Raw genomic sequence first — 24,216 nt, 5'->3', positions numbered from 1 at the left:
ACCGGGGTAATAAAATGGCTGGTTCTGATATCTTTAACAACGGTGGATTGGGAGAATCTTTAATTGATAGCGCTAATTTGGGCGCACCTTTAGATGATTCTAGTTCATTGCTTGGTGTATCTAAAGAGATTAAAGAAACTGCTAGCGGTGCAGAACCAGTAGAAAAAGAATTAGAAAGTTTAACTAAGAAGAATGGTGCTGAAAGTGGTAGCAACGACGAAGAAAATACCACTGTAAATCGATTTGAGCAGCCTACATTATTTAATCAGCAGCCATATATTCCCCCAGTTCCTTATCGTAGTAATGTTGATGGAGCGGATTTTCTGACAGGAGAAACAGGGGATGGGACTAAGGTTAACTTTTCTGCGTTTGATTCTTTGAGTAATAGTGGTGCAGAAACAGTTGCTGCTCCGTTGAAGTTTAGTCAAAGTCAGACTGAAGATAATAATTTAGTCATTGATGGTGGGGAGATATCAGGTGTACTTGATGAAGCAGATAGAAAACAAGCAGATGTTGAAAACTTTATTGACGAATATTCACTGACAACTTCGACAAATAATAATTTAATCAAGCTTGAAATTAGTTCAGATGAGTATGGAATATATGTACAAGTTTTTAATGAAGATACTCAAGAAATTATTAAAGATTCAATTAATAATAATTTTTCTAGCATAACCTTTGCAGCTTCTCCTGATATTAACTATGGGGTAAGGGTTATCAGCTATTCTGAGAATCAACTTGGAAGCTATACAGTTAAAGCTACTTCACCGCGTTTAGTTTCTCCAAAAGATGAAGAAATTATTTCAGTTTCGTCTTCAGAATACAAATATACTAATGATTATTATCGATTACAAAACTTAAAAGTAGGCTCTTTAGTTCGACTTGATATATATTCTTCTGAAGAGAGTACTAATATAGAAATTATTGATGCAAATACCTTAGAAGTTCTTATTAAAGAAGAAATTAGTTATGACGATGAAAATAATGCAAGTTTAGTTTTCATTCCAGCATCAGATACTAATTATTTAGTAAGAATTTACAATGATAATTACGATGGTATAAATTATACTTTAGATGTCAAGGATGAAAATTTACGAGAGATTTCAGTAAATGAGCGTTTAGTCGATAATAAAATTATTGAAGGTGGATTTAACCAAGAAGATATTACAGTAATATACGAATCTAACGAGCATAAAGTTGATTTTTATAAGTTAAATGGCTTAGAAGTTGATAAAACTATCACTATCGGAAGTAAAGATTTTTATGATGATTTATATACTAGCATAGAACTTATTAATATAGATACTGGAGAATTTTTAGGAGGAGAATTAAGTGGTAAAGGTTATGGTTTTGACTTTCAACAAATAACTTTTACTCCTCAAAAAGATATTAATTACGCGATTCGTGTTGGTGGTTTGCTAAAAGGATATGAGTTTGACTCATCAGAAGAATATACATACAGCTTAAATGTCAAAGAAACTCCAAATATATCCTTAACAAAAAGTATAAATGGTGAATTAGATGACAAAGATTTACGCAATCTTGTTGAACCATCTCGATTCCTTGACAATTATTTATTTAATGATTCAAAAGAAGGTCAGATTGTTGCACTTAATGTATCATCCAAAGATTTTAATCCTAATTTAGAAATTATAAATTTAGATACTCAAGAAGTAATTCATTTTTTCGATAAAGAATCAACTAAATTTATTGATGAAAATTATAATTATAATGCACGTATAGTATTTGCACCAGAAGCAAATACTAATTATATGGCATGGGTAAGTACAACTGAAGATGGAAAAATAGGAGATTATAGTCTTACTACAGAAGTCTTAGAAAATATTTCAGTTATAAATACTATTAAAACAGGTGGTTTAGATACAGATGATATTTTCCATCCTAATCAAGAAGGTAAATTTGTTGATGAATATCGATTAGCGAATCTAACAATTGGTAATACGGTCAAACTTGATTTAAAACCAACATCAGATGATTTTAATCCTTATTTAGAAGTATATAGTATTGACAAATCAAAATATAGTATTAAAGAATCAGAAGATGATAATAAGAAAATATACCAGCTTGGTTATGATAAATATATAGATACATTTGAGTCTTTTGATTCTCAAGCATTTTTAATTCCTGAAGACGGTGTAGAATATTTTGTAAGAGTTACCAGCGAGAATAAAGGTGAGACAGGAGATTATACTCTTACTACTTCTACTGGTAAGCCTAATTTAGAAATTTATGACGTTAATATCAATGACGGTGAGGATATTGTTTATTACCAACCATTTAATGTTTCCTGGGATGGTATAAATCGAGAAAGTATGGATGCTGCTTTTGGATGGTATGACAGCATTTATTTATCAAAAGACCAAGAATTTAATGAAAGTGAAGATATTTTACTTCGTTCAGTTTGGATACCATCAGGTGAATTACCTTTAGGAATCGGAGAAACATATAACCTTGGTAAATCAGTTACTATTACCAATGATTTAGGGAAAAACCCATATTTAATATTTGTAGCAGATAGTCAAAACAATCTAATAGAGACTAAAGAAGATAATTACTTTGTAAAACAGATTGAAGTAAAATACCCTGATTTTAAAATAGTACCAGTTGATATACAATCTACGGCTTTAATAGGCGATAATATAGAAATCGATTGGAAAGTAGATAATATTGGTACTGCGGATATCAATGGTTCTTGGACTGATAGAATTTGGATTTCTAAGGATGAAGTCATAAGCGAAGATGACACTTTGTTATTTACAAAAGAATATAATGAATCAACATCTGTAAATTCTGGCTCTTCTTATCCTAACAATAATATTTCAATATCAATTCCCTTAAAAGAAGCATTGAATAATGAAGTTGAAGGAAGCGATGGTAACAATAGAATTGCAACTGCTAATGATATATCACCTAATTTTGAGTTAACTACAGTAGATACTTATGTTGCAGAAATAAACGGTAACACAAATAATGAAAATAATTTTGACCAAGATTATTTCAAGTTTTACGCTTCACCTGGGGATAAAATTGTAGTTGATATATTACCTCGTGAAGAAAGTGATATCAGCAATATATACTTAAATCTACGCACAAAACAAAATTGGTGGTCTGCAAGCAATGAACCTTGGAATGAAATTTATCAACTTTCTTATACTTTTACGGATTCTGATTATAAAGGTGAATATTATATTCAAGTTTTCGATAATTTTAGTAATAACGTTAAATATACTTTAAAAACTACATTAGAAACTCCTAATTTAATCACATCTCAATTGAGAGATGGTAGTTATAATCTAATTTTTGAAACTGATACAGAAGATAAATTCAAAGAATCTGACGAAAGTAATAATTTTATTACCAGACCTATTTTTCTAACTTCGTCTCAATTAATTCCAGACTTAGAAATATCAGTCAAACCATTTAATAAAACAGCAGTTATCGGTGAAGAAATAGAAGTTACTTGGACGGTTACAAATACAAGCGAAAACGCTCAAGCATTAGCTGATTGGTCTGATTCGATTTATATTTCCACTAACGACAACATAAAGGAATCTGATATACCAGTAGTCGTAAAATCAGCAGCAGAAAAAACTCCTTTACAACCCGGTGAAAGCTATACATTTACAGAAAAAGTTACTTTACCAAATTCAATAGGTAATTACAATATTTTAGTTGTCACAGACACTAATAATAATCAAATTGAAACTGATGAAGATAATAATGTTGTTAAAATACCGATTGAAGTAATAGCACCAGACTTAAAAGTAGAATCATTAAATGGAGTAAGTACCGCAGAATTTGGTGAAACTATAGAATTAAGTTGGGAAATAGAAAACACTGGCAAAGCAGACGCAGCAGCAGGAAATGAACGTATTTGGCTTTCTACAGACGAAGATGCTAAATACAATCCTAATAAATATTTTTTGCTACAACCTGTAAATGCAGTTGATAGTAACTATTCTTCCATCACAGGTAATAGCATTCTTCCACGCAGCGCATCTGTAACACTACCTTCTGGTATTGAATGGAAAGAAAGTGAGTATTACATCTTCGTTGAAACCGATATTAACGACACTACTTTTGAATCAAACGAAGGAAATAATATTAGTACCAGTAAAGCTATTTATTTATCTTTACCACCAATACCCGATTTAACAGTTGATGATGTTCAAGTTTCTGAAACAGGTAAACCATCTGAAGAAATTAAAATTAGTTGGAATGTTTACAACAGCGATACAGAAACAACAGTTAACGGTAGCTGGATTGATAAAATCTATTTGATAGCAGAGAAGAATTATTCTTCTGTAGATGGTTATTCTTTGAATGATGCTATACCATTAGACACCGTTTCTTACACCGCAACAATAGCGTCTCTTGATAAGCATGGAATTATCAATCATAAAGTTAATTTACCATCAGACATAGCAGACGGTGATTATAGAGTTATCATCGTCACAGACGAAAGGGATGACATATACGAAGGAACCTTTGAAAACAACAATCAAGGAGTATCAACTGGTAAACTAACCATAGGTCGCGTTGACTTAACTCCAAAAATAATTGAAGTAGATACAAATCCAACCTCCGGTGATAAAATAACCCTAAGATATGAAGTAACCAACAACGGAAGCTCAGCAACATCTGGAACCTGGGTAGACAAAATTTACTTATCAACCGATTCACCAGAAAATTTCTCCTATAGCGATCGCGATTTAATCAAAACAATCCAACACGACACCGGATTAACTGATAAACAAAGCTATTCAAAAGATGCAGAAATAGATTTACCATTAGATATCAGCGGAGAAAGATATCTATACGTAGTCACCGACGCTACAAATAATATTGGTGAACTAAACGCTACAAACGACGCAGAAGAAAACACCGTCCATCAAAAGCTGCAAATAGAACTAGCCGAATACGCAGACTTAGCAGTATCTGACATCACAGTCACAGAAGACACAATTGGTAATCCTGCAACAATAAACGTAGGTTGGAAAGTAACCAATATAGGCACCGGAGCAGGAAAAACCGATCAATGGGTAGACCGCATAATTGCATCAACAGACGATAAAATTGGTAACAGCGACGATATAGTAATTGCAACTTTCAACCACACAGGTTTCTTAGATGCAGACTCTTCCAATCCAGACACCTCATATTACTTTAGATCGGAAGACATTCAATTACCTTCAGGATTTGAAGGTAAATACAACCTTTACGTAGAAACAGGATTCTCCTCAATCTTTGAAAACGGACTTAAGGATAATAACTTTAATGTAGCAGAAAAACCATTCTTCGTAGCACCTAAAGAATATTCAGATTTAATCGTTGAAAAAGTTGAAACTGAAGTCACAACAGCAGAAACCGGAGAAACCGTAAAACTTACCTGGACGGTTAAAAACGATGGAATAACCGTCACCAACACCAACTCCTGGAGCGACAGCGTTGTTTTATACGATTCACAAGGTAATTCAGTATTTAGTCAAAGATATGACCGTATAGGTACATTATCTAATGAAGATGGTAAAAACACATATACTCGAACAGTAGACGTAGAACTTCCCTTGGGATTAAAAGCAGATAGTTATTACTTTGAAGTCACCACAGGAGATAACAGCAGTTTATACGAATCAATTTATGATAACAACAACAGTAAAAATAATAAACACAATCAAATAGCAATTACCCCCAGTCCATCTCCCGATTTAACAGTTGGAGAAATTACAGCAGTTACCACAGCAACAGCTGGTGAGAAAATTGATGTTACCTGGGAAATAGAAAATCAAAGTACAAACGCAGATGCTATTGGTAGTTGGGTAGATAAAATATATCTTGAAGAAGTTGGAGTAACTAATCCTACTACTCGTTATTTAGGAAGCTTTGCTTATCAAGGAACTTTAGAAGCTGGTAAAAACTATAAACGGACTGAAGAATTTAAGCTTAATCGAAGAATTGAAGGTAGTTATAAGATAGTAGTTGAAACCAATACTACTAAATCTCTATTTGAACCTATTGATAACAATAATAAAAATAATTCAGAGTCAGAATTATTAATTAGTTTACCAGACCGTCCCGATTTACAAATAGAATTAGACACCATTAAAGTCCCAGATATTTTAGCAGCAGGAAATACAATTCCAAAAAATTCGATTGAATTTACAGTAGTTAATAGAGGAACAGTAGCAGCAACTGGTACTTGGACAGATAAAGTATTTTTATCACTTGATGGAGAAATTAGTAACGACGATATTTTAATTGGTAGCTTTGTTAATGGTGCAGCGCTAGAAGCATTAAATACGAATACCAGCAGCAATATTCCTGATGCTAAAGACAGTTATCGTACCGTCGTCACGGAAAGCTTTGATATCCCTAAATATCTTCGTAGTGAAGCATATATAATCGTTCAAGCAGATGCTAATAATCAAATAGATGAATATCCCAAAGATGAAAGTAATAAATTATTTCAAAAGGTACAAATTGAATCATTAAAACCATCAGATTTAGTTACCAGTGACGTAAAAGTAATTAACGAAGCATTTGAAGGTTCGGAAATAAAAGTAAGCTACAAAGTAACTAATCAAGGTGTAGAAGAAACAGATAGAGATAGATGGACAGATAGCGTTTGGTTAACTACCGAGCCAAATCGACGACCCCAAGCAGAACTAGGTGATATATTATTAGATAATTTTACTCGTAATGGTGGATTACAAACTTCAAATGATAGCATTGATGTTATCAACTATTATGAAAACGAAGTAACAGTAACTATTCCAAATCAAGTCAGCGGTAATTATTACATAACCGTATGGTCGGATTCTAACGAAGAAGTCACCGAAGACACTTTTAGTAATAATTCTAATTTCGATAATTCCGTTCCTACAAATAATAACTCTTCAACTAATCCAGAAAACGAAATTGATTTTAACAACTTCTCATCAAGACCAATTTTAGTTAAATTACAACCATCACCAGATTTAGAAGTATTTAATATAAATATAGAAGAAATTCCCAATCCTAAAGCAGGAGAACTATTTAAAGTAACTTGGGAAGTTAAGAATAACACCGAAATAGGAACCACGGAAGATTATTGGTACGACGAAGTATACATTTCTGATAAACCAACTTTAGGAGAAAAAGACGCTAAAGAATGGAAAATAGGAAGATATGAACGCAACGGTAAATTAAATGCTAGAGAAGGTTATACCGGAGAATTAGAAACTGTATTATCTCCTGGTGTCCAAGGTAAATATATCATTATTAAAACCAACGCTGGTCAACAAGTTTGGGAAAGTGTTTACACTAATAATAATGAAAAGGATTTACAGCAAGATATTACTACCACTCCTAGCGATTTAGAAGTAATTGGGATTGAAGTTAAACCCATAGAAGCAGATAATAATAATAATTATTCCGGGGATGCGACTAAAATTGAGTGGACAGTAAGAAATAATGGCGCACCTGTTTGGGAAGGTACCCGCTACTGGTATGATGAAATTTGGATTTCCGATAAAGAAGATTTTAGCGATCGCAACGCTACTTTAACAAAAATAGGTTTTGTTCCTTATAGCCCTACAGAGCAATTTGGTAAAGGAGATATTTACACTAATAGTACGGAAGTTGTTTTACCACCCGGTTACGATGGGGAATATTACATCCACGTCAGCACCAATCTCAGTCACGATAAAAATACCTCTCGATTCAGTGGTAGTTTACCAGAATATGGAGATAACGATTCAAAGAGAAAAAGCTTTGAATATCGGGTTCATGAAGACACCAGCAATAATTTAAATAAAACTTCTATCAACGTTACTTATCGAGAAGCTGATTTACAAATTTCCAACGTTAAATATTCAGAAATTGATGATATTAACGGAATTCAATCTGGAGAAACAATTGAAGTAACCTGGGATGTAATCAACAATGGAACCAGAGATACAAGAGAAAACGAATGGTACGATAGAATTTATCTTTCCCAAGATGGTTCTTTAGATAGAAGTGATGTTTATTTAGGAAAATATCGTCGCAAGGGTAGTTTACAAATAAACGGTAGCTATCAAGGTAAGGCTACAATCACCTTACCAGAAGGAATCGACGGTGATTATCAACTATTAGTATTTACCGATTCTAATTTAGTAGAAACTCCAATTGTTCCTAATATTGGTTTTGAAGCTGTTGATCGCAGATTAGCAAGAGTACCGGAATTCGATGACGAAGACAACAATATTGCATCAATCTCCCTACCAGTTACCTTACGACCATCAGCAGATTTACAGGTAACAGAGGTAATAATAAATGCAGATAATTCAACATCTTTAGCAGGACAATCTTTCACTATTGACTACACAGTCACAAACGTTGATGACGAAGGTGATACCCCCGAAACACAACAAGAATGGACCGATCTAATTTATCTATCCCGTGACAAATACCTTGATTTAAATAAAGATATTTTCTTAAAGTACGTAGAACATAAAGGTGGTTTAAAAGCAGGAGAAAGTTATACCGTTGAAAACGAAACCCTGCAAATACCTTTAAATCTAGCTGGATTATACAACAACGTAGAATTTGACAGCGCTTCATATTACGTCTTTGTTGTTACCGATCCAACAAAAACAAATGTACGCGGAAAAGTTTACGAAGGAGAAAATGAAAATAATAACGATAAACATAGCGACCAAGCTTTAATTATCGAACGTCCCAAAGAAGTTGATTTAGTTGTTCAAAATGACAGTATTACTGTTAAAAATCAAGGAAGTATTGTCAGAAGTGGAAATGTAGGGGATGAAGTAGAAATTAGCTGGAAGGTAAATAATAACAGCGAAAATACTACTTCTGTAAATTGGTCGGATGCTGTTTACCTTTCCAAAGATAATAATTGGGATATCAACGACACATTATTAGGATATTACCAATACAATAAAGGACTTGCAGGAAATTCCGATTACGAAGCAAAAATTACAACTTTCCTTCCTGCTTTAACCCCCACCAACGATTATCGTATTATTATTCGCAACGATGTTTATAATCAAGTTTGGGAAGGTTTTGGTATTGGTGAAAAGAATAATGTTGTACTCGCTTCCAATCAACTTGAAATTAATGCTGAATCATTACAGTTAAACGTACTTGAAGAAAATATCAGCTTAGGAAAAGAGCAGGAAAGACTTTACGAAATAGATGTACAAGCAAATCAAACCTTACGTATTACCTTAAACGGTGAAGAAGCTGCTTTTAACGAAATATTTGTCCGATATAACGAAGCACCTTCTGGGGTAGATTACGATGCAGCTTCTACTGGAATCATTGGAGATAAACAAACAGCAACCGTATCTAATACTGAAGATGGAAAATATTACGTTTTAGTTCGTACAGTGAATGGTAATTCTGGTAACGTAAATTTAATTGCAGAGGAATTACCGTTTGGAGTTACAGATGTAGTTACCGATAGAGGTGGTGATAGCCGCTACGTCACTACTAATATCTACGGAGCGCAATTTAACGACAAAGCGGTTGTAAAGCTTGTCAGACCTGGCATTGCAGAATATATTCCTGTAAACTATAAAGTCGTAGATAACACTCATATCCAAGCAATCTTTGACCTCACTAACGCTCCTCACGGTTTATATGACGTTAAAGTAATTAATGCAGATGGGGAAGAAGCAGTATTACCTTACCGTTATTTAGTAGAAAGAGCGATCGAGCAAGATGTCAGAATTGGTTTAGGGGGACCAAGAATTATAGCACCAGGAGAAGTGGGAACCTATGGTGTGTCTTTAGAAAGTTTAACTAATATTGATACTCCTTACGTTCACTTCCAATTTGGTGTTCCGGAATTAGGAGAAAATAAAAAACTAAGTTTACTATCAGATTTTCTAGTTCCTGATTCCCAACGGAAGGATTTAAAAGGATTGCCATACGTGCAATTTACCTCAAATCTGCGTGGTGAACCAGATGCCAAATTATCAGATGATGTACCTTGGGCTTCTTTAATATCTGACGTTAATACCGACGGTAGAATTCTTGCACCTGGTTATGTGGTAGATTTACCAAATGCTGGATATGTCGGTAGTACTTTCAACGTTCATACTTATCCTGGATTAAAAGAATTATTAGAAATAAATCCAGATTTACTCGAAAGTATTAGTGATGAAGAGATAGCGTTTAAATTTAATATCTTAGCAACAGCTACGGTAATGAATCGGGATGAATTTATCGCCGAGCAGACTTCAGAAGCGTTGAAATTACGAACAGCTATCCTTAACGATAACGAAGCATCAACAGCTTTAGTAAATCTTGCATCTAATAAAGAAACTTGGACAAATTCCTATTTAGCAGCTTTAGAATCAGCAGGGTTGCTACGCCCAGAAGATGGTATTCCACCAATTCGAGAAAATACTAAAGTTATCAGCTTGATGGCAACTTTAGCAAGTGGTTTATTATTGGGGTCAGCTGGTGATACAATTTTGACGGATGGGGGTTTAGTTTCTTTCTTTAGTAAAGTAAGAGAATGGTACGGACACAAACCTGATAGAGAAACAGATGCTAGAATTCCAGATTTAAGTAAATTTGATAAAAAATTAACTCAAGTTACTCACACGAGCGCATTTAACGTTTACGTACCTTTCAAGAAAGCAAGAGTAGATTTACCACCAACCGTTGAAGTACCTCGTCCATCTTTTGATAAATTCTTTAATACAGATAGTGTAAATAACGAATTAGCGTCAATTACAGGACCAATTGGTTATGGTGAAGATAATTTTATCCCATTAGATGCACAATTACCATACACGATAAACTTTGAAACTTCCTCCACTTCCACATCAGCAGTAGGGGAAATCCGAATCGTTACAAAACTTGATCAAGATTTAGATCCTCGTACCTTCCAATTAGGTGGTTTACGATTGGGAGACATTGAAGTAAATGTTCCCACAGGACGTGCTTTCTTGCAAGAGGAGTTTGATTTTAGCAAGAGCAAAGGATTCAATTTACGAATCAGTGCTGGTTTAGAGCCAGAAACTAATACCGTTAGCTGGTTAATCCAAGCAATCGATGTCAAAACTGGAGAAATCATTCAAAATCCAGATATTGGTTTGTTATTACCCAACACCGAAGAAAATATTGGTAGTGGTTTTGTTTCCTATACAGTATTGCCTTCTGCTGATATTGCAACGGGTGCTGCAATAAACTCTAGTGCTAGGGTTTTCTATAATAATGCCGCACCTATCGACACCGCAGAAGCAATTAATATCGCTGATGGGGAAGCACCGGGTACGACGATTAACGTAAAACCTTTGGGTGAAGAAGTTAATAGCGATAATTCAAATTATGATTCTCTACAACAAGTAGAAGGTAGTGAAAACTATTTAGTAAGTTGGAAACCGTTGGATGATGAAGCTGGCTCTGGAATTAAACACGTTACGGTATATGTAGCGGAAAACGGTGGCGACTTTAAGATTTGGCAGCGGCAAACCACCGATACCGAAGCTGTATTTAGCGGTAACGAAAACAGTACCTATGAATTCCTCGCACTCGCTACAGATAATGCAGGAAATACAGAGCAACCATTATTAGGAATTAACGCACCGTCAGATGGTTCAACCGTCAACTTGGGTACTATACCAACCGTCACCGAAACCAGTCAACCGGAAATTATTCGTACACCAAAAATAGATATACCTTCGACAAACGAATTATTTATCGAAGCAAGGAAAGCGGAAATACCAACCAACCTCTCAGATAATAATAAACCCGAATTTGATAAGGTATTGCGTCCATTTACAGCACAATCCTTTGCAACCAATATACAGCAAAGTCATGGTGAAATTGGTGCAATGGCGATCGCCGTCATGGATAATGGTGATGTTATAGCTAGTGGTGGTAGCAATCGTGGTTCCCTATACCGCTTTGATAGGGAAGGTGGAGGATCTTCAAACCCGTTTGCAATCCTTAAATACCCTGTCTTCGATTTAGCTTTAGATAAAGATGGCTTCTTATGGGGTGTTACTGGTGGTGCTTCTTTAATAAAACTCGATCCACAAACTGGGGAAATAATCAAGGAGTATGGTGACAGTATTACTACTGGTTTAGCAATTAATTCTTCGGATAATTTAATTTATGTTGCTTCCGGTAATGGAATAGAGGTATTTAATTCGGAGACGGAAGAGTTTGAGCATTACAGCGATATTCGAGTTGATAATTTAGCAATTAATCCTCGTGATGGTAAGTTATGGGCTACTACTTATCCAAAACGTGGAAATGTAATCAGCTTCTCAGAAGATGGGAAAGCAACGTTGATGGTGGAGTATGATTCTCCCATTGACTCAATTGCTTTTGGTGAAATAGGTACTCAATTAGAAGACATAATATTTGTTTCCGACAACAGCGGTAAACTACATATGGTAGACACCGCGAGTTTGGAATCCATAACAATTGCTGAAGGTGGAAGTCGTGGAGAAATTGTAGAAACCACCCCCGATGGAAAAGTATTGGTAGCTCAAAGCAATCAAATTGATATCTTCAATCCGGTATTATCTCCCGATGTTAAAGCTGTTTTTCCAGCACCTGGTTCCACAGTTGCTTTACCGCAAGGTAAAATAAGCATTACCTTCGACACCGATATGTTTGAAGGTGATATCCATGATGAAAATTCTGTATTCAATCCCAATAACTATCAATTAATAGATTTTGCTGGAAATATCGTTAACCCGCTGTCAGTTAGATACGATAAAATCAACCGCACTGCGTTATTGGAATTTAACGGTATTGATGCAGGTGAGCATAAAATTAGTATTTTACCTAGCTTGGAAAGTAGTGCTGGGTTGAAAATGGAAAGCGGTTATAACGCACAATTTACCGCAATTTCCAACTTTAGCGATAAAGTAGAATTCAAATTTGATAATCCACGCTCCAACAGACAAAATCAAACCGTCTCTTATGACGTTACCATTACCAATACATCCGCAATAGATTTACAATTGCCGTTAATGTTGGTTTTAGATCCAGCACAGTATTTTAACGGTGAAGTTATTGGTGCAATTGGTCAAAATCGCGACGGTGCTTTCCTAGTTGATTTACAAGATAGTTTAGATAACGGCACTTTAAAAGCTGGTGAATCGATTACCAATCGTACCATTACTGTATTTAATCCAGATGCTTATAGAGTAGAGCTTGCACCAGGAATTTATACACTACCATATCCCAACGCTGCACCAACTATTACTTCCAATCCTGTTGTTGAGGCGATCGCCAATACGGAATATAATTATCAAATTCAAGCTAGTGATTCCGATGGTGTGGAATTTGGTTATCTACTAGAAAATGCTCCAGATGGAATGTCAGTCTCGGAAAATGGTTTAATTACATGGAATCCAACTGAAGAAAGCGCGGTAAATTCCAAAGTTGAAATTTACGTCTTTGACAAACGCGGTGGTTACAGCAAGCAAGAATTTATCATCAATGTCACTGGTGGAAATAACAAACCTGTATTTAACAACATTTCTGCAATCACCGGAGCAACGGTTACTACCCAAAACTCTCCCTCACTCTCTCCCTCCCTCACTCCCTCACTCCTAATTAACGCCAAAGAAGCACAAACTCTACAAATACAAATAGCGGCAACGGATTTAGATAACGATAAACTGACATATTGGGCAGATAATCTTCCCCCTGGTGCTGTATTTGATGCAAAAACTGCTATATTAACTTGGACTCCTGGTAATAACAGCGCTGGTATCTACGAAAATGTAACTTTCGTTGTTACTGATGGTAATGAGCGCATAACTCAAACAGCTACCTTCTTAGTAGAAGCAACAAATCAACTTCCTACATTTAAGACAATTCCTTCCAAGATAGTTAGAGAAGGGGAAAGTGTCAGAATTCAATTAAAAGCTAACGATGCAGAAGGCGATAATCTTACATATAGCAGTAAATTACTCCCCGGAGGTTCAAAATTAGATCCTTTGACGGGATTATTTGAATGGAAACCCGGATTTTTCCAAGCTGGAGAGTTTGAAATTCCGTTTATTGTCAGCGATGGGGAATCAATAGTAACTCAAAATGCTAAAATAACTGTCTTAAATGCCAATGCTGCTCCTGTATTTGAGGATATAGGAAAATGGTACGTACAAGAAGGAGAGCAATTAAGATTCAGAGCTTTTGCTTACGATGCCGATAATCCCGACTTTGTACCTCAAGAAAAAAATGCCGATGGTGATTTAACTATTTTGGAAGGTAGTTTGCCAACTGTTAATTATACAGTTTCCAATCTTCCACAAGGTGCAACCTTTGATAAAGACACCGCAATCTTTAGTTGGAAACCAGATTTTGAAGATGCTGGTTATAAAGAAGTTACCTTTAGTGCAACTGACGATGGAGATGGTACTGGATTTAACGCTTCTACATCTATAACCATACCTATCACCGTTTACAATACCAACCGCGCACCGGAAATTGCCTCTTTTGAAAATATTTCTTTAAATAAGGGAGAAACTCAACAAGTCACGATTGAAGTTACCGATGCTGAAGATGATAATCTAAGCTTAAATTTAGTTAGGGAAAGAGAAGCTGGTTTTGGAATTCCCGATTTTATAGATTTTGTTGATAACGGTGATGGTAAAGCTACACTAAATATTTCTCCTTCCGATAAGGATATTAGCGGTAGCTACACCTTTACGTTAATTGCAGAAGAAATTAATCGTACAGATTCAGAAACCCCGCTTTATACGGAAAAAACTTTTAATATCAATGTTTTAGGTAATAACGACGCACCGCAAATTGAATATATTGGTGACAAGGTAGCGGTTGTTGGGGAAACTCTCAAGTTTGATGTGCTGGTTAAGGATAATAATCAAGATGATTTAACTTTTGAAATTGTTAATAAGGAAGATTTACCATCGGGTATTACGCTTACTCCTACAGGTAGATACGGTAAAGCTTCGTTTGAGTGGAAATTATTGGCAGCGGATGAAGGTATTTTAGATAAAACCTATCCTGTTACGATTCGAGTAACGGATAGTGGAAATGGTAATGGTGATGAGATATTTAGCTCGGAGCAAACTTTTAATATAAATGTTCGTAATAGCAATACTGCTCCTCAATTAAACCCAATTCCTAACTTGTCTCCAGAGGGAATTCTTACAGTTAAAGAAGCAGAAACTTTTGAATTGCAATTAACTGCCACTGATTCCGACAACGATACGATTACCTATCTAGCTAAAAATCTTCCACAAAATGCTTCTCTCGATGCAAAAACTGGTAAATTAACCTGGAAACCAGATTACTCCCAAGCAGGAATTTACGAAAATATCACCATCATCGCTACTGATGGAAATAAGCAAAGCGAAAAAACCTTCTCGATTGAAGTAGAAAATACTAATCGCGCACCAGTAATTGTTCCCCTTCCCACTCAAATTGCTAGAGAAAACGAATTTTTACGATTTAATTTAAGTGCAGTTGATTACGATGTTGAAGGAGTTGTATTCTCCCCAATTACCAATCTCCCCGAAGGCGCTACATTCGACACGCGCACCGGAGATTTCATCTGGAAACCTACTTACGCCCAAAGCGCACAATATAAGTTAACTTTTGAAGTCAGTGATGCTGGCGGAGCAATTGGTAAACGAGATGTTGATATCTTAATTACCGATAGCAACCGCAATCCACAATTAAAAGTTTCTAACCGTGGTGTTGCTCTTGGTGAAACTCTTAACTTTACGCTAAATGGTTTCGATCCCGATGAGAAGGCACAATTAACCTATTCTGCCGATATTTTACCAGAAGGTGCGACGTTAAATACAGAAACTGGTGAATTTAAATGGACACCAAATCCTGGGCAAGTTGATGATTACAGCATTAATTTCTCGGTTAGCGATGGAATATCTACAGTTACAGAAAACGTTTTAGTTAAAGTTGCTTTAAATCCAGAAAATCCAACTGTAAATCTTGATTTAACTCCTTCCTTTGCTGTCACTCCGAATCAAAGTGTTATCGTCACAACTTTTGCTGATGGTTTTGCTGAAATTGATAATCTTGCCGTTAAAGTTGATGGGGAAACGAAAATACTCGATAGGTTTGGTAGATTCGAGTTTATTCCTACTACTGCTGGAAAAGTTTTTGTGGAAGCAATTGCTACTGATGCGGATGGTAGGGTTGGTAGGAATTCTACGGTAATTAAGGTACGCAATCCCCTTGATAACAACGCTCCGATTGTTGAATTAGATTCTGCTGTTAATGCCAGTCGGATAAGTGAAATTACCGATATCTTTGGTGAGGTATCTGACGTTAATCTCGATAGTTGGAAGTTGGAAATAGCAAGCTTTGGGGAAACATCCTTTAAGGCGATCGCTCAAGGTGAGAATACAGTAAACGAAAATATTCTTGCACAAATTGACCCGAATAAAATAAATAACGGGTTCTACCAATTACGATTAACTGCAACCGATATCAGCGGACGTACTTCTACTACAGAAACCGTTGTTGAAATTAATAGTACCACGAAAACGTCCGCTTATACCCGCGAAGAAACCGATCTTACGTATACCTTCTCCTCACTCCCTCTCAACTTCACTCGCACTTATAATTCCTTAGACAACACTTGGAGATTTAGTACAGATACTAATATTCAAACCAATGTTGCGTTGACTGGTAGGGAAGAGTTGGGAGTTTATGAACCCTACCGTGTGGGAACGAGACTTTATCTAAATACTCCAACTGGGGAGCGTGTCGGATTTACCTTTGCTCCTCAAAAACAAGAAATTTCTGGTTTAACTTATTATTCTCCTCAATGGGTTGCGGATGCTGGAGTTGAGTATAGATTGGATTCAGCGATCGCTAACTTAACCTTAGCTGGAAATCGCTTCTACGAATTAAATACTGGTTTTGCTTATAACCCGGCGAGTGGGGATTTTAACGGAGCAAAATTTACTTTAACTGCTGCTGACGGAACCCAATATTTAATTGATAGTAAGAAAGGAATTACCGAGCAGATTGCAGATGGAATTAGTTTGGTTTACAGCGACAGCGGAATTACCTCTTCAACTGGGGAAACGGTGCAATTTGTCAATAACGAGCAAGGATTCTTAAAGGAAATAATTGCTCCTGATGGGACGAAGGTTGTTTACGATTATCAAGATGGTAATTTAGTTGCTGTTAGGAATCTTTCTACAGGGAAAGTAACCCGCTACGGTTACAACGATTCCTTGCTTACTCTTGTAAGTGGAAATCCTGGAAGTGCTGGGGAATCCATTACATACGGTGAAACTCCTCAAATCACCGACATACAACGCGATTTGGGTGGTGTTGTTCAGTGGAATGGTTATACGGTAAATGGTAATTCAACTGGGGAAATTGAACAATATACCTTTGGTTTGAGAGAAGGTGAAATTGAATCCACCGCCACGGGGATAGTTTTGGTAAGCGCGGAAGTTACTGGTGGTGGATTGCCGAGTATTGCAGGATCAACCCTAGTTGCAACTGATGGTAACTATGCACTATTTGCAATAGATAATCCTGGGTTGAATTTAATTTCCCTCACTCCCTCCCTCTCTCACTCCCTCACTCTTAAAATTGCTGGTGATTTGGATGGAAATGGTGCTGTTGATGGTGATGATAGTGCGGAGTTGGCAATGGCGATCGCTAATAATAGTAATAATATTCGCTACGATTTCAACCGTGATGGTGTGGTAAATGCTGCTGATATGCAAATCTTGGGTAGCAATTATGGCTTTGCTGCTAATAGGGCACCGATAGTTAATCCTACTACTGTTCTTACTCACACTGATTTACAAGCGTTTATTGAGCTAGATAAATTAGCTACCGACCCAGAAGGCGACCCAATTTACTTCCGTCTTGCTGATTCTTCTAATGGAATTGTCAGCTTTACTCCTGATGGGAAGTCGGTAATATTTACGCCAGGGGATGGGTATAGCGGTGATGAAGCAAGCTTTGATTTGATTGCGGATGATGGATTTAGTGCTGCTGCTCCGGTGACTATAAGGGTTGATGTAAGTAATGCTCCTTTGATTAATTTGGATATTGTTAATCGTAGTCCACGGTTGGATAAAGGGGAAAGTACTGAACTGGTGGTGGTTGGTGATTTTAAGGATCAAGATGATGTTATTTTACCTGCTTCTTATTTGACGTTTGGTTCTGGAAATGGGTTGGTTGCAGATATTAATCAGTATGGAGTGCTTAGTGGGCTGAGCGATGGGGTAGAGATTGTAAAAGTTGAGAAGAATGGGATTCAAGCGGTGACTGCGGTTAGGGTTGGGGATTTAGGTGTTCCTACTAATGAAGCTGAGTTTTACGTAGCATTGGCAGAATCACAGGGATTAGATGTATACCCAGGAGCGGTAACGCTGGTAGAAGGGGTAGAACGTCAAATTCTGGTTGGTATTGAAGGTGAAATTGATTCTCCCGACTTAAGAAATGCTTCTACGGGAACTCGCTACTTTGCTAGTAATTCGGATGTATTGCAAGTAACTGAAGATGGGTTAATTACTGCGCTTGATGAAGGGGTTGCTAATGTAACTGTATTTCATGGGGCTGCGGAGTATGTGCTTCCGGTACGAGTGGAGCTTCCGCACTTGAATGAAGCCAACTTGGGAACTGAAGGTGGTGCGGTGCAGGCTGCTGATGGTTCGATGGTGATGATAGCACCTGGGGCGTTGCAGGAAGATACATCTGTTAGTATTAGGCAGATTACAAAGGATGATTTAACACTTGAATTTCCAGATGATAATTTTACCTTTGCAGGAGCGATTGAATTAAATGTTGGTGAAAATCCATTAGATGTAGCCGCACAAATAGCAGTTCCAAATATTTACGGTTTGGAAGTAGGTAAAGAAGTCTTCTTTATGCGGCAAACTGAATTCCCGGATGAAACTGGTGCTTTGCAATCTACCTGGCTGGTAGAAGAATCGGGAATTGTTGGCGAAGATGGGATGATTCGCACTTCTTCTCCACCCTGGCAAGGTGCCAAAGTAGCAGGCACTATTGCGATCGCCGTTCCAACATTTAATTACGTTGTTGCGCCCATAGCAGTAAAAGCCGCTGTCGGATTAACAACATTGGCGTTTGCCCATCCGTTGATTGGTGGCGTTATGTTCGGAGCGGCAGTAATTGGTGGATTATATGTTGGGGCCACAATATTTAACAAGATAAAGGCTTCATTAGAAGTAAGAAGCGTTCCTACAGTAGGATTGCCTTACACCACCTCTACTGGTGTCCAACTCAACCTTGGTCAAATTACATCAAGAACAACTCCTACTACTGTAATTGAAGTACCATCTCCTTCAGTAATAAATGATAATGCGTTAGTAGTAGAAAAAGTTGCATTAGATTTTGACGGAGAAGGAGCGTTTATAAGTGTAGATGGTCGTAATTTTGGAACTGATTCTAATGATTTATTAATTGATGTACGGTATGGAATCGAAAGCTATACGCTCGACGACATTATTATCGAAGTACCCGACACATCTCTTCGATTCCGTCTACCTGACACCGTACCACATGATGAAGACGTACAAATTTATCTAAAACGGAAACCTATCCCCTTACAAGAAGAAAAACAAAAACCCAAACGAGATCCTTTACCGATTCCATATGACGAGCCGTATAGAGTACCATTTCCTATCCCGCAATGTATTGAAACAGCTATTGTCGTAAATCCTTTAAGTGATGTAGTTCGGTTAGTTCAAGCACTACATCCGGAACAAATAGTCCAAGAAGACGGTGTTGAAAATCTTCTGGAAGCTGTTATTCCTATTGGAGACCCCAATAAGCGAGATATACCAAGATATGTGGGTACTACCAGCGATGCAAGTCTTGCTTACATACCGCTAACAAATTCTGCTGAAGTCTCAGTAATAGATGTAGTAGGCAGACGAGCATTAGATATGAATCCCGATAAAGATGGGGTTAACGGCATTAAATTACGCAATGCATCTGGTGCTAGACCAACTGATATCGTTGTTCATCCTAATAATAAATACGCATATATTGCCGACCGCAACAGCGGACAGATTTTTGTTCTAGATATTAACCCCAATTCAGTTAATCACAATAAACATATTGATACCATCAAAATTGACGATGCACCAAATGGTATACGTCAAATAGAAATCAACAGTGATGGTACTAAGCTATACGCTACTGTTTCCGTTGGTAAGAATAGTGGCAAGGGTGGAATTGCGGTAATTAACATTAACCCCTCAGACGCACCTAAAAAGCCAACACTACCGTCTTCTAATAAATGGCATGACAAGATTGGTTTCATTGAAACTAAATCTGGGATAGAAGGTATTTCTGCTACTCCTTATGATGACAAAATGATTTTCACTAATCGGACAAGGGATGCTGAAGGATTTGGTGTTTTAACAATTACAAGTAGTGACCCTAACCAGTTTGCAGCGAAAACAAGTTTTACTAAGTTAAACTTAGGTAGCATTTACGACAGCTTTGATGTCAACGAAGCAGTCGCTGTTACCATGATGCGTGATTCCGAAACTAGTGAAGAATATGCCTTTGTTGCAGGTCGAAACGGTAGAATGTTCGGCGCAGGTATTCCTAGTATTGATGGTTCCGGATTTGCCAGTAATATTGGTATTATTAAAGACCCATTAGGAGAAAATCCGCAGTTAGCTGGGGCTACTCGTCAGGTTCCAATGGGGTTAACCACTGATATATCTATTACCAGTGATAATAAATATCTGTACGCTACATATCCTGGTGTTAACAATACCTTTGTCTTTGATGTTGAGGAGATGATTGCAACTGTTAGAGACAAAAATGTTAACGAGTTAAATTCAAAGCCGCTCGATGAGCTTAATAGTAAAGTTGGTGTTGCTGCAAATTTATTCGACGGTGATGGTCCAAGCTCTTTGTTTACTGGAGTTTCCTATGGGATGGATGTTGCATCTACTAGACCTTTACTAAATTTGGTTAATCCGATTGGAGTAAGTGAGGAAGATACTCTTAGACCTACATTTACATGGAATTTTGAAGGAGAGAAACATAAGGATGGTGATGTTTGCGCTATTCCAGAGAAGAAAGAAGAAATTAAAGAAGTTAACCTTTATGTCAGTGTTTTCCCAGAAGAACAAGGATTATTACCAGATGACACTTGGACAGAAATAACTGATTTGCGATCGCAAAATCCAAACAAAGACTATAATCCCAATCGTATTCTGACTGCTAAGTGGATTAAAGGACCCTCTGTTTGGAATGGTGATGGTATTTGGACTTGGAAAGGAGGTAGTATTCGTGGTAGAAAAGATAGTTTCAAACTTCCTTCCGAACTTACTTTAACTGCTGGTCAAACTTATTATTGGGCTGTTAGAGCAGTTGGTGAAAGTACAACACCATATGAAATAACAAATGGACAATTTGAAACTCCATTGCCAAAAGCAGATGAGAATGATTTATCTAAACCATTCAGTAGTATTACTATCTTGAATCGTGGTTTTGAGAAACAAGCGGAAGCAGAAATTGACTTTTTAATTAAAGATGATGAATTATTTAGTATAGCTAGCAGCGTTACCAGAAACGATAGCGATAGAGGTCTAGTATTACATTATGATTCTCAGAAAGCTGATTGGTATTGGGAAAAACAATCTAAGAATACTGTTACTAAAGAATACAATATCCCTAAAGGTGCTAAGGGTAAAGCTTTGGTTTTAGTAACTGATTTCCCTGTTGAAAGAAATACACAAACAATAAAAAATAAACCCAATTCTTACCAAAATGCTGGTTTTGCAGAAGCAGCAGCAGATACTCTATTTGCTTCATTAGTGCGATTGAACCAAGATAATTCTATATTTAAATCTCCGCTACATTTTATTGGCTTCAGTCAAGGTGCAACTATCAATAGTGAAATTATTCAACGTATAGGAACTTATTTCCCCAATGCTTATGATGGAGGAACAAGTGGGAATAAACCAGACCTTCAAATGACCACTATTGATGCATTTAACCCCAATAGAGAAACAAATTTTCAAACTGAAAATAAAATCATTCATGACCCAAAATTAAAAATATGGAATAACGTTACTTATGCAGACAACTATTATCAAAATATAAATTCTAATTCTTCAGAGATACCATCAGGAAGTAGACTTTCTCAAGCAGATTTCAATAAATCTCTAAGTCCTTCTGACCGAGCTAATTTTACTAATTCTGATGAAAACAATCATCTTCGTTCTTTAGCCTGGTATGCCGGTACAGTAAATGTTAACAGCGATGAGTATTTTTACAAACTTGCTGAACCTAGTAAAAATGAACAACCTCAAATAGAGCCAATTTATCGTAGATTGGGTGATATTGAAGCAAACTTTGAAAATTCAAATCCTACAACATGGTATACCCCCGACCATAACAATGCTAGTTTTAGGCATGGCGAAGAGAATGCACCCTGGGAAGGTATTGGTACGGGTTGGTTCCATTCAGTGCTAGGTAGTGGCAATCAAACTAATCTTCGTCCAAAAAATAATACTGGCAGAAAACAACAAGCACGCACCGAGGTTTGGGAAGATAATACGAGTCTTTCTAGAATGAGAGGAGATTATGCAGTACCTACTTTATTTAATGGAAACTTCGATGCAATTGATTATAAGAATAATTTACAACTTATTCCAGGTTGGTCTTTTTCACCAGATGACAGGGATAATAGAAATGACTCCGGACAAAATCACCTAGTAGAATGGAGTCGTATTGACACATTGGGAAGACATGGAGAATTAGTAGGAGAAACCCAACTCGACTCCAACTATGCATTAGCGATGGGTTCTGGTGGAACGAGTCGTATCATTCATAATCCTTTTGTTGTTCCTGAATGGGGAGAATTACGGTTTAATATTCATGCTCCAACAACAAGCGCTGGTAATAAACTTAAAGTCTTTATCAAAGAATTAGGAAAAGATAAATTTGATTTGATAAAGGATATATCTACAAATATAGCAAAAGGTACGCCAGCAGCATATGAGGCAGACTTAAATCAAATTGGTTACGGAGAAGATGGATTTGAAACATTTACTGCGGATATAGATGAAAAATATCGCAACAAAGTAGTATTGCTAAAATTTGAATATAATGGTGCAACTATTTACTTAGATGATGTATTTTACCAAAGCGAACATCTCAAGTTTGGAAACCCAACTGAAGCAAGATTCGATAGGGCATTTAATAATGATAATAAATCCGAGCTAAGGAGTGATAATTATTTAACAAACTTGTTACTTGAAAAACCACAGTACACAGTTTCTTATAACAAGGAAACTTTAAATCCAAATTGGGTAGGCTGGCAATTGAATCAGTCATGGTTAGGAGATGTTCCACGTTCAACAACGTTTAAACCAGATCCACAGTTACCATCAGGATTTGCTCAAGTAGAACAAGAAAACTATAATAACGCAGCAAAACGAAGTTTAGGATATGACAAAGGACATATGATTCCTTCTAGAGATAGAAAAAGGTCTAGGAAGGATAATATGGCTACTTTTATTACAACAAATGTGCTTCCACAAGCAGTAGATAACAATCGCTTCTTCCCAGGTCAAAACGAACCGACTCCAGAAGAAGACGATGACAACGATGAAAATCCACAAAGCGGTAACTCTGGAGCATCCGCGTGGAACAATATTGAAAACCGGGTGACAAATTTAGTCTCAGAACAAGGAAAAGAACTTTATATTTACGCTGGTGGTTATGGTCAAAAATTTGAGCAGGGTGTAGACAATCAAGAACGTGAAGCTGTCAGCAGTGTTTTCAACTGGGGAAATAGAGATGCTGACTATTCAACGCTTCATAATAGAGGAATTAACACTCCTGAATGGACATGGAAAACTATTTTAATCCTTGACCAGCCAGGTTTAGACGTTGCAGATGTAACAACTAACAACGCAAGTGTAGAAACATATATTACACCGAATGTACCGGAACCATTTAGACCAAATGAAACGTGGACAGAAATTGCTCATCCTTTGAATGACCTTGGCTTTAGCAGACAATCTATAATTAATGCCGAGCAATGGAGAAATCCAGAAACTTGGAGAGTTCAACTTTCACAACTCGAAAGAATTCTAAATGGAGAGCAATCAGGTAATAACTTGACATTTAATTTTCTTACGAATATTAGAGATGAAAATCTTCGTAGCCAACTAAAAGGTGAAAATGTTTCTGCTCCACTTTTAGCAGACAAGGCAA

Annotated in this window: 1 pseudogene; it reads left to right on the top strand. The window is 36.6% G+C overall.

The features are described from left to right. Nucleotides 1–14 precede the first annotated feature (14 nt). A pseudogene (locus tag VB797_RS21775) lies at nucleotides 15–23,990 on the top strand (putative Ig domain-containing protein); the annotation flags it as partial. Nucleotides 23,991–24,216: the final 226 nt, after the last annotated feature.

It is taken from the genome of Rivularia sp. UHCC 0363 (assembly GCF_034931125.1).
Lineage (GTDB): Bacteria > Cyanobacteriota > Cyanobacteriia > Cyanobacteriales > Nostocaceae > Rivularia.
This window is presented reverse-complemented; position numbering and strand designations above follow the sequence as displayed.